We start from the raw sequence: 11,126 nt of genomic DNA, 5'->3' as shown, positions 1-11,126 counted from the left end.
GCTCGAACTGCGCAACCTGGTGCAGGTCGCCGAGTTGATCGTGCGCTCGGCTCAGGCGCGGCGCGAAAGCCGCGGCCTTCATTTCAGCCGCGACTATCCGGCGCTCGCCGCGCCCGCGGCACCGACCATCCTCGTGCCGCCCGTGGGCTGACACGGCGCCGTTCATCCTTTTTCATCGAGAGAAAGAGCTTTCACCATGTTCCGCACCCTGCTCAAGTCCAAGATCCACCGTGTCGCCGTCACCGACTGCGAGTTGCACTACGAAGGCTCSTGCGCCATCGACGAAGACCTGCTCGACGSCGCCGGCMTGGCCGAGAACGARCAGRTCCACMTCTGGAACATCAACAACGGCGAGCGCTTCGTGACCTATGCGATCCGSGGCGAGCGCGGMACCGGCATCATCTCGGTCAACGGCTCGGCCGCGCGMCGGGCCGCRGTSGGCGACCTGATCATCATCGCGGCCTTCGGCCTGGTGGCCGAGGAGCAGGTGGCGGCGCACCGGCCGAAGCTGGTCTTCGTCGACGATGTCAACCGCATCAAGGAAGAACGCGCCCACATCCCCGTGCAGGCCGCCTCGGGCGAAGCCGTCGCGGCCTGATGCCGAGCGCAGCGAGCCTCGCCATGTCATCGCTTTCCGCCGCCGCCGATGCGGCCACCCCCTACGGCACCCTGCCCCCGGCCGCGCCGCCAGCGGCACGCAAGCCGCTGAGCCTGCCGCGCCTGGCCGACATGCGTACGCGCGGCGAGAAGATCGTCATGCTGACCGCCTACGACGCCACCTTCGCGGCCGTCGCCGATGCCGCGGGCGTCGAATGCCTCCTGGTGGGCGACTCGCTGGGCATGGTCTGCCAGGGCCTGTCGAGCACCGTGGGCGTCTCGCTGGCCAGCATGCGCCATCACACCGAAAGCGTGGCGCGCGGACTGCGCCGCGTTCAGGGCACGGCCTGGCTGATCGCCGACCTGCCCTTCGGCAGCTACCACGCATCGCGCGAACAGGCCCTGGGCAGCGCGGTTGAACTGATGCAGGCCGGCGCGCACATGGTCAAGCTCGAAGGCGGCGGCTGGACCGCCGACACGGTGCGTTTCCTGGTCGAGCGCGGCATCCCAGTCTGCGCCCATCTCGGCCTGACGCCGCAGACCGTGCACGCGCTGGGCGGCTACCGCGTTCAGGGCAAGGGCAGCGAGGCCGCAGCGCTGCTCAAGCAGCAGGCCCATGCACTGCAGGATGCGGGCGCTGCGATGCTGGTGCTCGAGATGGTGCCGGCCGCGCTGGCGACCGAACTCACGAACGAACTGCGCCATTGCGCCACCATCGGCATCGGTGCCGGCCGCGGCACCGCGGGCCAGGTGCTGGTGCTGCACGACATGCTGGGCGTCGGCCTCGGCAAGATGCCGAAGTTCGTTCGCAACTTCATGGCCGATGCGCCCGGCATCGCGCAAGCCATGCAAGCCTATGTGCGCGCCGTCAAGGACGGCAGCTTCCCCGACGATCAACTCCACGCCTGGTAGGCGCATCGACCATGCACATCGCCCGCACTATCCCCGAACTGCGCGAGCACCTGGGCCGCTTCCGGCGCCCCGCCTTCGTGCCCACCATGGGCAACCTGCACGACGGCCACCTGGCCCTGGTGCGGCAGGCCAGGCCGCTCGGCGACGTCACCGTGGCCAGCATCTTCGTGAACCGGCTGCAGTTCCTGCCGCACGAGGATTTCGACACCTACCCGCGCACCTGGGACAGCGACTGTGAGAAGCTGCGCGCGGCCGGTTGCGATGTGCTGTTCGCGCCCGACGAGCGCGCCCTTTACCCCGAGCCCCAGACCTGCAAGGTGCATCCGGACGGCGCGCTGGCCGACATCCTCGAAGGCCACTTCCGGCCCGGCTTCTTCATCGGCGTCTGCACGGTCGTGATGAAGCTCTTCGCCTGCGTGCAGCCGAGCGTGGCCGTGTTCGGCAAGAAGGACTACCAGCAGCTGATGGTGATCCGCCACATGGTGCGGCAGTTCGCGCTGCCGATCGAGGTCGTGGGCGGCGAGACCCGGCGCGCGGACGACGGCCTGGCGTTGTCGTCGCGCAACGGCTACCTGAACGAGACCGAGCGCGCGGAGGCCGTGCAGCTGTCGCGCGCGCTGCAGGCCATGGCCGAGGCGGTGCGCGCGGGAGAACGCGACTTCGGCGCCATCGAGGCGCGTGCGATGCAGGCGCTCGTCACGCGCGGCTGGCAGCCCGACTACCTGGTGCTGCGCCGCCGCTCCGACCTGCAGGCACCGACCGACGGAGAGCCGCTGGTCGCGCTGGCGGCAGCGAGGCTGGGAAGCACGCGCCTGATCGACAACCTCGAGATCGCCATCGCGCCCTGATCGGAAAAATCGGAAGACTCAACAGGCGTTTTCCCTGCGATTTGCGGCGTGACCTCCCGAGCTTGGGATGTAGATTGGTTCGCTCCAGTTTTCATCCCCCTCGACAGTGAGCATCCACGGGGACGTCGCCATTCCCTTTGCACATCCGGTCTATGTTCGCATTGTCCTCAACTGCCTGAAGAGTCGCGGCGTGCGGCCGTCCGACGTTCATTCGAATGCCGGCCTGATATGAGTTGGCAAGACATCTGCGATGGGCAGCGCATGGTCGACTTCTCGGTCTTTCGCCGCTTCGTCTCCCATGCCATCAAGTGCAGCGATGAGCCTGCGCTGGCCCTGATGGCCGGGGTCCATGCTGCAGCCGTACCACAGCCGGTCGGCATTGCGGCCGTGACCAGCGCAAGCCTCGGGCAGGAGCTGCAGTTCGTGAGCCGGCACGCCAAGCTGATCTTCAGGGGCATGGAATTCCAGGTCGACACCGGTCCTCGATGGAGCACCCTCCAGGTCAAGCCGATGCGCCCGCTGGTCGAGACGCACGTCTTCGTCATGCAGTCGCTGCTGGCGCGTACTGCCGCCTGGTCGAAGCGATCCTGGGCCGTCCAGGAGGCGCTGGACCACGCACGCAACAACCTGGCCGGTCCGCTCGGCGTCGAGGAACTGGCCGAGGTGGCGCACCTGAGCCCGCGCCAGCTCAGCCGGGTGTTCACCGCCGAGACGGGACAGTCGCCGGCCAAGGCCATCGAAGGCCTGCGGCTGGAGCGGCCCGGCTGATGATCGAGCAAAGCCGGCACCCGCTGGAGGTGGTCGCCAGGGAAACAGGCTTCCGCGACCGCCGCCACCTGCGCGAAGTTTTCATGCGCGGGTTCGGCGTGCCGCCCCAGGTGCTCAGGCGCGATGCGCGTGGCGCTGCCTAGAACCGGCCATTGCCACACCCTGGCAATCTCAAAACTGTGTACTTAAGCGTGCAATTGTTCCTTGGCTTCAAAGACCAGGATGGACACAATCTATGACATGCCAAGTCCTTCGACCGACACCCAAAGCTTCAGCAGCTTCGCGTCCTTGAATCGCGCGGATCAGACGCACCAGCCCGAACAGTTGTCCTCTTCGAGGGAACGAATGACCGGGTTCGTCATCGCCGGCATCATCGTGGTCCTGGCGATTTGCCTGGCCATCGGAACCTTCTAGAAGCTTCCAGCGTCCCCATTCCTTTCGGGCCTCACCGTCGATTGGTGCGGGCATCGAGCTTGGCGTCGCGGTATTCGGCCGGTTCGGTGCTCCGATAGTCACGCGCCGGAATCCTCCTCTCGTCCTCCCTCGGAAAGCGCGCGCGGATATCGCCGCGCCCAGCAGCCGCGGGTGGTGCCGCCTTCGCGTCAACGAATCGCGTGCGTGATGATTGCGAGAATATGTGAACTTTTTCATCACATAGGTCTGGATCGATTGCCTTGTTGTAGTCATAATTTGTTACATGACAGAAGGCAACACAACCCGCGGATGGTGGAACAACGACGTCGATCCGAGTGAGCGAATGGCCCTGGCCGAAGCTCACCGTGAACGCGAGCGAGCGCAGCACGCCGCCGGTTGGCGACGCAACATCTTGCTCGGCCTCCTGCTCGTGGCCGTGCCGATCCTGATTCGCGTGTTGAGCTTCGGATGACGGCTGATTTCTATCCAGCGCCGGTGCCCCTGGGCATCGCCCAGCTGCGCGAGATTGCCCTGGAGTTCCGTCTGCGCGCGCTGCGCGGCCAACCGAACGCAGATGCCATCGCCGACGCGCTGGATGACTTGATTCGGGCGCGGCAGGCCGCGCTGACCCGGAAGATTCGCGAAAGCGAGCGAAGAGACTTCTTCTCGATCAGATGACGAGGCGGCGTCACGGCTGATATGGCTGATATGGCTGATATGGCTAGGGACGGCCTCCCGCCGGATGGCCGAGCATGTCGACGAGCAGGCACTTCAAGGCACTCGCCTCGGCCGCGGTGTCGAACAGGGGTTCGCGCTCGGCACACTGCCCCTTCAGGCGAGACAGGAATGACGGGTCTTCATGCGCACGCCGCATCAGCCCCGCCAGGGCCGACGCATCGCCGACCTCGAAATAGCCGTCGTAGCGCCCCAACAAGCCGACGTTGCCGTCGATACGGCTCGCCAGCACCGGGACCTGCGCCCGCACCGCCTCAATGACCACGTTGGCGCCGCCCTCGAGCCGGCTCATGTGCACCAGCGCCCGCGCGCACGCCATCCATTGCCGCGCCACGGATTGCGGCAGGCCGCCAAGCCAACGGTAGTCCGGGCATTCCTCCATCGTCTGGCGCGCCTCTGCACCTAGCGCCGCATCCAATGCGTTGCCGATATGAACGATTCGAATGCCCTTGCCCCGCAGATGCCGCGCCGCCCGCATCAGGGTCAGCGGGTCCTTTTCGCTGCGCAAGTGCCCCACGGCAACAAAGTCGCAAGGGTATGCAGCAGCTTCGACGCACGACACCCGAGGCGCCGACTGGACAATCACGCGCGCCTTCGCCTGGGCGGCCGGGGACAAGCTGCGGATGGCCTCCTGCTGCAGAACCACGATGTGACTAGCACACTGCAGCGAATGCTGCGCTGCCGCATCCGACGCCAGGTTTCCGTACAAGTCCGTGCCGGTCAGCACGAGCGCCAGGGGCCGCTTCGGATAGGCTTTTCGGAATCGCGCAATGGAGTCGGCCGAGCGACGCGCGTGCAGGGCCACCATGGCCATCGCGTCGTCGCCGTCCCATTGCTGCAGGATGATGGTCGGCGCCTGCGCCGACAGGAACTCCCGCCATCGCGCGGCCGTATGCCAATTCCCGTTGTTGCTTGATTCGAGCGCGGGCGACACGATGACGACAGGAGGCGCGTTCATGCCAGCCATGGTGCCACGACCCGCAATGGAAGCGAAGGATGCTCGCCGACTGGGCGGCGAAGCGCTGGCTGACGCCATGCGGGACAGTCGCCGCCGCACGCTCTTGCTCGTCGACGACCTGTCGGATGCGCAGTGGCAGGTTCCCCATCAGAACGGCATCAACCCGATCGCCTGGGAGCTGGCGCACCTGGCCTGGTTCGGCGAGTTCTGGATTCTTCGAGGCCCTCACCATGCAGGTGAAGACGGGTTGATCCGGGCGGCGTTGCCGGCTGCGATCGCCGGCCCCGACGCCCTCTTCGACTCGGCCCGGCTCGCGCATGCCCTGCGCTGGCAAGCGCCCTTGCCTTCGCGCCAGGCGCTGGCCGACCTGCTGGCCGCTCAGCTGGAGGCTTGCCTTCAGGCGTTGCCGGATGGCGACAGCGATGACGCGCATTACTTCCATCGCCTGGCCCTGTTCCATGAGGACATGCACGGCGAAGCCCTCATCTGGATGCGCTCGGCGCTTTCCTATCCAGCACCCGCGGGCTCGGGGCTGGCACCGCTTCCACACGGGAGCCCGTTCAGCGTCCCAGGTGGAAGCGTTCGCATCGGGTGGCCTCCAGGTCGGCGCGGCTTCGCGTTCGACAACGAAGGGCCGAGCCGCATCGAGCAGCTCGAACCCTTCGACATCGACGCGCGGCCGGTGACGGCAGGCGAGTTTCTATCCTTCGTCGAGGCCGGCGGATACAACGAGCCCGCGTATTGGCCTGGCATGGCGGGCAGTTGGCGGTCCACGGCGGCCCGGGAACACCCCGAACGTTGGCGACTGCGCGAGACCGCCGCAGGCAAGGAGTGGCAGGTGATATGGTTCGACCGCTGGCTCCCCCTGGACCCCCAACTGCCGGTCATCCACGTCAATGCCTTCGAAGCCGAAGCCTATTGCGCGTGGACGGGCCGGAGACTGCCGCGTGCGGCGGAGTGGGAGCATGCCGCGGCTGTGCTCGACATGGCGTTCCACTGGGGCGCCAGCGTCTGGGAGTGGACCAGCGACGCCTTCCAACCGTACCCTGGTTTCAAGGCCGGTCCGTACAAGGACTACTCCCAGCCCTGGTTCGGAGACCACCGCGAGTTGCGTGGTGGCGCTTTTGCGACGCACGCGCGGATGCACGACCTGCGCTACCGCAACTTCTTCATGCCGCAACGGACAGACATCTTCGCAGGGTTCCGAACGGCTTCGTGAGCGCAGCATTACCTTGGAGGCAAGCTCGCCGCAAGAGGCTCAGAGGTTCACCAGATAGCGGGGCAGCAAGAGGGCAGCGCTCTGCATGAGCTCGAACTCCTCGTCCGCAAGCTGCACGCTCCGCATGTCGAAATGAGAAAGCGTGCCCCAGAGTTCCCCGGTGCTGTCGTCGAGCACAGGCACACTGTGATACGAGATAACGATTCCTCGCAAGGGATGCCCGACTAGGCGAGCGTCGGCAACGGAGTTGTCGGTACGGAACGAGCCTTCCTTCACGACGTACTGGCAGAAGCTGCGCGTAAAGGGGACCACGGCCAGGAAGTCAGGCCGCATCCGGCCGGCCTTGTCGTGAAGAAATACGTTGTGAAGAATCGGCCCGGCAAATCGATAGATCGCGGAGAACCGGTGCGGGACGCCCTCGTTGAGGTACGCCAAGGCCGCGGCGGGTCCACTTGCCGCCAATACCGCGGAGACAGCATCAGGAGTTCGGACGCAATCCATGCGCCATGCTAGCAAGGCTCAATCAAGTGCGCTTGATTTTTCCTGCTCGACCCCAGCGCTTGCGTGGATTGCGTCACGTCGTTTGTCCCTCCTCGGGAGGTTGATCTGAGTCGCATGCAGTGATGCGGGATTGATGAGGATCGGCAACTAGACTCGTTCACTTACAACCCTTACGAGCCGCTGGGCCACAGCAAATGGCGGCGATATCGGGCCTCGAAGGCGACGACAATTCGCCCATGAAAAAGCAGATCTCGGCACTGTTCCTGGCGGTCGCGGCGCTCGGGGGTGAGACTCAAGTATCGTAGTCGCAGGACGTGTGCGATTCGATGAGGCGATCTGACGCACTCTGAGTCTCCGCGGGACTGCGCGATAGCAGGCTGCGCTGGGCTTCGCCGGCAAGCGCGCGCAGGTGCTCCTGCGGGGTCTTCACGTCGGCCCAGCAATCCATCGGACCGCCCGGCACGCTACGCAATGCAGCCTGAGCATCGCGACAGCAATTCGCGCGAAGCCCGCGATATGGCCAGGCGCATCGAGAACCTTGCAAACAACTTCGCGTCCGGCCTGCTCATGCCAAGCTCCAGCCTCGACAGACTTATCGATGCGCGCTCGATCGGCGACATCCCTCAACCTCTTGGGGTCGCGGAGCGACTCCAAGTCTCGCCCACGGCCCTTGCGTGGCGCCTGTTCAATGCGAAGCCCATCGATGCAGAGATTCGTGAACGGCTATGCGGGGAAACGTCGCGCACAAGCAATGCGCCAAAGCCGAAGCGGTTTTCAGCCGCTTCGTCGACTTGGTCCATGCGGGCATCGACCGGGGACATGTTTCCGCCCGCCGGGTCGCCAAGGCGCTCGACCTGACCCTGGTTGATCTTGCTGGTTTGTTCGAAGAACACAGCCAGCCATCGCCGTTCGCTCTATACGCACACATGATGGCAAGACAGCGGGTCTTGGTTGCCACCTGCATCATCATCGAGGCGTTCCGTACAAACTGCTCGTCTGCCATTTGCAATCGATTCGATGTTGAGACGGTCGAGAAGTGCATCGAAGATGCATGCACTGGCGACTCCCCTCAATCCGAATCGAATGCCGATCGATCGGAAAGCATTGGTGAATGGGCTGGCCGCACGCCACAATGTCGACGATGAGCACATGGCCATGCTCCCCCTGGATCACGAAGCGTTGCTGGGTTTGGACGCGGGCGAATTGCATCTCATGGCCTGGCTCTACGGCAACAGACCAGTCTCGGTCGCGCTACTAATTTCGACGACGGACAAGGCGGCCCTCAAGGCCACGCATACGCTGGGGCTGCTTGACCTGCTTGACCTGCTTGACCAGACTCAATCCCTTGAAGAAATGAAGAAATGAAGAAATGGGAAAGACTGCCGGGGTTGGGCAAGCACAACTGCGCCAACTCGCGGCGCACTTCGGCGAAGGCTGGCTCTCACGCGTTCGAACCCAGCTTCGCCTGAACACATGGTCCTGAGACCCAGCGAATTCATCGACAGCCGCCCGTGATCCTTAGATCAGTCGCCTCAATTCTTCACTGGACCTCATCGAGCATCCCGTATGGCTTGCCACACCTTCATCGGTGTCGCCGGCATGTCGACGTGGGTGACGCCCACCGCCTGCAGCGCGTTGCACACCGCGTTGATGGTGGCCGAGAGCGCGCCTACGGTTCCGGCCTCGCCGACTCCCTTGACACCCAAAGGGTTCAGGGCCGTCGGCGTTTCCAGGTTCATGCTGACGAGCACCGGAAAATCCGCAGCCCTGGGCATTGCATAGTCCATGAAGGAGCCGGTCATGAGCTGACCGTTCGCGTCGTGCCGGATCTCCTCGAAAAGCGCCTGTCCGATACCCTGCGCGACGCCGCCATGGATCTGGCCTTCGACCAGCAGCGGATTGAGGACCCGGCCGACGTCCTCCACGCAGACATAGCCGACCACGCTCACCTCACCGGTTTCGGGATCGATTTCGACCTCGCAGACGTGACAGCCATTGGGAAAAGTGGGCCGCTCCGGCGTGAACTGGGCGGAGCCGGCCAGCATCGATGAAGTCGCATCCTGTCTTGCGCCGCTTTCGACCGCGCGCGCGAGCTCGGCCAGGGTGACGACCAGGTCAGTGCCGGCGACGCGGAATTCGCCGTTCGCGAATTGCAGATCGTGCTCGGAGGCCTCCAGCTCGACCGCAGCGAGCGTCGTGGCCTTCTCGATCAGGTCATCGACGCCACGTATCGCGACGGTCCCGCCCATGATCAAGGCGGACGAGCCGCCATTGCCCTTGCCGTCCTCGATCCGGTCGGTGTCCCCCTGCACATGCTTGACGCTGGACAAGAGCAAGCCCAGGCGCTGCGCGACGACGGTGGCCAGCGCAGTGTCGTGTCCCTGGCCGACCGACATGCTGCCGGCATAGAGCGTGACCGTGCCATCCGGATGGGCGCGCACGATGGCCGCGTCGGTGCCGATACCGCCCGCCATTTCAATTGGCATCGCGATGCCGATCCCCCGCAATCGGCCGCCGCGCTGCAGCGCCTCGTCGCGCCGCGCCGCGAAGCTCGCATACCGGGCCACCTCGAGCGCCTTGTCGAGATTGCGTTCGAACTCCCCGCAGTCGTAGTTGAAGAGGAACGCCGTCTGATAGGGCATGGCTTGGGCCGGGATCAGGTTGCGTCGACGCAGTTCCGCGGGATCGATGCACATCTCGGCGGCGGCGAGGTCGATGATGCGCTCGACCGCATAGGTGGCATCGGGGCGGCCGGCACCGCGGTAGGCCGTCGTCATCTGGGTGTTGGTGAAGACGCCGACGACCTCCCCGGCGATCAGAGGCGTGGTGTAGACCCCGGAGATGCCACCGAAGTTGTTGACTGGCGTGGTCGAGCGCGCCGCCATATAGGCGCCGACGTTGACGTCGAAACGCACATGCAATGCGGTGAACCTGCCGCCGGCATCGAGGCCGAGTTCGCTCGTGACATGGACGTCTCGCGCCTGCTCGTCGCACAGAAAGGCTTCGGAGCGCATCGCGGTCCATCGCACCGGCCGACCGAGGCGCCGGGCGGCCCAGAAGACCAGCATCTCCTCGCGTTGCGGTCCGAACTTCATGCCGAAGGAACCACCGACATCGCCGGCGATCACGCGCAGTTGATTCTTCTCGAGGCGGAACATCCGCGCGATCTCGTCGCGCAGCTGGTGCGGGCTCTGGTGCGACGCGCGCAGCACGGTACGCCCGTCGTCGCCGACATAGCCCAGCGCGGAGCGCGGCTCGAGGGGCATGGCACCGACACGGCTGATGCGCGAGCGCAGACGGGTCACGTGATGCGACGCGCGAAACGCTTCCTCGACTGCGCCCAAGTCTCCGTGCTTCCAGCGGAACGCTATGTTGCCGGGACGGTCGTCCCACAGTTGCGGCGCCCGAGGCTCGACGGCGGCATGCACCTCGGTGACGACGGGTTGCTCCTCGTAGCTGACGCTCACCAGTTCGGCGGCATCTGTCGCCGCCACATCGCTGTCGGCGAGCACCATCGCCACCGGTTCCCCCAGGAAGCGGACGCGATCGCGCACCAGCGGTGGGCGGGGCGTCTCGATGGCGAAGGTGCCGTCGCCTTGCGGGAAGCGGAATGGTGCCGCGCAGTCGGCGAAACCATCGACCGCCCAGTCGGCACCGCTCAGCACTGCGACCACGCCGGGGTGGGCCAGCGCGGCAGCGACGTCGACGGATGCGACGCGTGCGGACGCGTAGGGCGAACGCACGAACACGGCGCGCAATGCGCCGGCGTGCCGGACGTCATCGGCGTATTGGCCTCGCCCGGCGAGCAGCCTGTCGTCCTCGCGCCTTGTCGTCGATTGGCCGAAATGAATCTCGCTCATTCACTGTCCTTCAGGCTTGTTTTTGGGCTCGCCCCCCCACGTTACGCTGGCGCTCAGATCTCAATGATCTGATTGAGCGATTCGCACGCTGCTTCAAGAACGGCGGGCGGCACCTGCTTCCAAGGGTGGGCCTTGGCCCGACGAACTCGCCAATCGAACGACTTGGGCTGATGCGAAAGAACATAGCTCTCCACATCCTTCGGCCCCACGAACCTGATGGCAAACGGGTTGGCGGCGTTGCAGGCGGCCGTCGTCATTGGCAAACCGATCACGATGCTCGTGCGATCGTTGAATGCCTTCGGGGACAGCACCAG

At 65.3% G+C, this 11,126-nt stretch carries 14 protein-coding genes and 2 pseudogenes; 11 read left to right on the top strand and 5 right to left on the bottom strand.

Annotated features, from left to right (window positions below):
- From AC1DY5_RS26255 to AC1DY5_RS26225, 7 genes and pseudogenes are all read left to right on the top strand, one after another.
- A partial coding sequence (locus AC1DY5_RS26255) for a hypothetical protein (protein WP_478116136.1) occupies positions 1-151 on the top strand: 151 nt, incomplete at its 5' end.
- A gap of 45 nt (positions 152-196) precedes the next feature.
- Positions 197-598, top strand: a complete 402-nt coding sequence (panD, locus tag AC1DY5_RS26250) for an aspartate 1-decarboxylase (protein WP_478116135.1) — start codon at positions 197-199, stop codon at positions 596-598.
- Between the two features lie 23 nt (positions 599-621).
- Entirely contained in the window at positions 622-1,509 is an 888-nt protein-coding gene (gene panB / locus AC1DY5_RS26245; RefSeq protein ID WP_478116133.1) for a 3-methyl-2-oxobutanoate hydroxymethyltransferase, read from the top strand.
- Positions 1,510-1,520: 11 nt separating this feature from the next.
- Positions 1,521-2,357 carry a pantoate--beta-alanine ligase gene (gene panC / locus AC1DY5_RS26240; protein ID WP_478116131.1) on the top strand — a complete coding sequence of 279 codons (837 nt, stop codon included), beginning with the start codon at positions 1,521-1,523 and terminating at the stop codon, positions 2,355-2,357.
- Positions 2,358-2,585: 228 nt separating this feature from the next.
- Positions 2,586-2,903 (top strand): annotated as a pseudogene (locus AC1DY5_RS26235) (AraC family transcriptional regulator ligand-binding domain-containing protein); the annotation flags it as partial.
- Positions 2,904-2,951: 48 nt separating this feature from the next.
- Positions 2,952-3,268 (top strand): annotated as a pseudogene (locus AC1DY5_RS26230) (helix-turn-helix domain-containing protein); the annotation flags it as partial.
- 97 nt (positions 3,269-3,365) lie between these two features.
- Complete coding sequence (locus AC1DY5_RS26225; protein WP_478116129.1) at positions 3,366-3,539, top strand: hypothetical protein; 174 nt, start codon at positions 3,366-3,368, stop codon at positions 3,537-3,539.
- A 31-nt stretch (positions 3,540-3,570) separates the two neighbouring features.
- On the opposite strand, the gene AC1DY5_RS26220 is transcribed toward AC1DY5_RS26225, so the two are convergent.
- The gene (locus tag AC1DY5_RS26220; protein WP_478116128.1) at positions 3,571-3,927 is read right to left on the bottom strand and encodes a hypothetical protein; all 357 of its coding nucleotides are present in this window, start codon (positions 3,925-3,927) and stop codon (positions 3,571-3,573) included.
- An 80-nt stretch (positions 3,928-4,007) separates the two neighbouring features.
- Here AC1DY5_RS26220 and AC1DY5_RS26215 point away from each other — a divergent pair, with 80 nt between their 5' ends.
- A complete protein-coding gene (locus AC1DY5_RS26215) occupies positions 4,008-4,217 on the top strand; it encodes a hypothetical protein (protein WP_478116126.1) in 210 nt (69 codons plus the stop codon).
- Positions 4,218-4,260: 43 nt separating this feature from the next.
- On the opposite strand, the gene senB is transcribed toward AC1DY5_RS26215, so the two are convergent.
- On the bottom strand, positions 4,261-5,232 hold the full coding sequence (senB, locus tag AC1DY5_RS26210) for a selenoneine biosynthesis selenosugar synthase SenB (RefSeq protein WP_478116124.1): 972 nt from the start codon (positions 5,230-5,232) through the stop codon (positions 4,261-4,263).
- Between senB and senA the strand changes: the two genes are divergently transcribed.
- Positions 5,231-6,451, top strand: a complete 1,221-nt coding sequence (gene senA, locus AC1DY5_RS26205; protein ID WP_478116122.1) for a selenoneine synthase SenA — start codon at positions 5,231-5,233, stop codon at positions 6,449-6,451. The two genes, senB and senA, sit on opposite strands and share 2 nt — an antisense overlap.
- Before the next feature lie 39 nt (positions 6,452-6,490).
- Here senA and AC1DY5_RS26200 read toward each other — a convergent pair whose 3' ends face one another.
- Positions 6,491-6,886, bottom strand: a complete 396-nt coding sequence (locus AC1DY5_RS26200; RefSeq protein WP_478116120.1) for a hypothetical protein — start codon at positions 6,884-6,886, stop codon at positions 6,491-6,493.
- A 791-nt stretch (positions 6,887-7,677) separates the two neighbouring features.
- Here AC1DY5_RS26200 and AC1DY5_RS26195 point away from each other — a divergent pair.
- Both AC1DY5_RS26195 and AC1DY5_RS26190 read left to right on the top strand, forming a co-directional pair.
- Entirely contained in the window at positions 7,678-8,097 is a 420-nt protein-coding gene (locus AC1DY5_RS26195) for a hypothetical protein (protein WP_478116118.1), read from the top strand.
- Positions 8,098-8,101: 4 nt separating this feature from the next.
- Positions 8,102-8,317: a hypothetical protein gene (locus AC1DY5_RS26190; RefSeq protein ID WP_478116117.1), complete on the top strand. Its 216-nt coding sequence runs from the start codon at positions 8,102-8,104 to the stop codon at positions 8,315-8,317.
- 185 nt (positions 8,318-8,502) lie between these two features.
- On the opposite strand, the gene AC1DY5_RS26185 is transcribed toward AC1DY5_RS26190, so the two are convergent.
- Together AC1DY5_RS26185 and AC1DY5_RS26180 are read right to left on the bottom strand one after the other, a co-directional pair.
- Positions 8,503-10,812, bottom strand: coding sequence for a xanthine dehydrogenase family protein molybdopterin-binding subunit (locus AC1DY5_RS26185; protein WP_478116115.1), 2,310 nt, complete (start codon positions 10,810-10,812; stop codon positions 8,503-8,505).
- A 53-nt stretch (positions 10,813-10,865) separates the two neighbouring features.
- Positions 10,866-11,126, bottom strand: a 261-nt coding sequence (locus tag AC1DY5_RS26180; protein ID WP_478116113.1) for a type II toxin-antitoxin system PemK/MazF family toxin, incomplete at its 5' end; no start/stop codon positions are given.

It is taken from the genome of Variovorax sp. P4_D9 (assembly GCF_056401695.1).
Note: the sequence above shows the minus strand (reverse complement) of the source record. Positions and strands in the feature narration are given on the sequence as shown.

Excerpts from the sequence above, each read along its gene's own strand:
- panC (WP_478116131.1), top strand. The coding sequence starts at position 1,521 with ATGCACATCGCCCGCACTATCCCCGAACTGCGCGAGCACCTGGGCCGC.
- AC1DY5_RS26225 (WP_478116129.1), top strand. The coding sequence starts at position 3,366 with ATGCCAAGTCCTTCGACCGACACCCAAAGCTTCAGCAGCTTCGCGTCC.
- senA (WP_478116122.1), top strand. The coding sequence starts at position 5,231 with ATGCCAGCCATGGTGCCACGACCCGCAATGGAAGCGAAGGATGCTCGC.
- AC1DY5_RS26215 (WP_478116126.1), top strand. The coding sequence starts at position 4,008 with ATGACGGCTGATTTCTATCCAGCGCCGGTGCCCCTGGGCATCGCCCAG.
- AC1DY5_RS26195 (WP_478116118.1), top strand. The coding sequence starts at position 7,678 with ATGCGGGGAAACGTCGCGCACAAGCAATGCGCCAAAGCCGAAGCGGTT.
- AC1DY5_RS26185 (WP_478116115.1), bottom strand. The coding sequence starts at position 10,812 with ATGAGCGAGATTCATTTCGGCCAATCGACGACAAGGCGCGAGGACGAC.
- senB (WP_478116124.1), bottom strand. The coding sequence starts at position 5,232 with ATGAACGCGCCTCCTGTCGTCATCGTGTCGCCCGCGCTCGAATCAAGC.
- panB (WP_478116133.1), top strand. The coding sequence starts at position 622 with ATGTCATCGCTTTCCGCCGCCGCCGATGCGGCCACCCCCTACGGCACC.
- AC1DY5_RS26190 (WP_478116117.1), top strand. The coding sequence starts at position 8,102 with ATGGCCATGCTCCCCCTGGATCACGAAGCGTTGCTGGGTTTGGACGCG.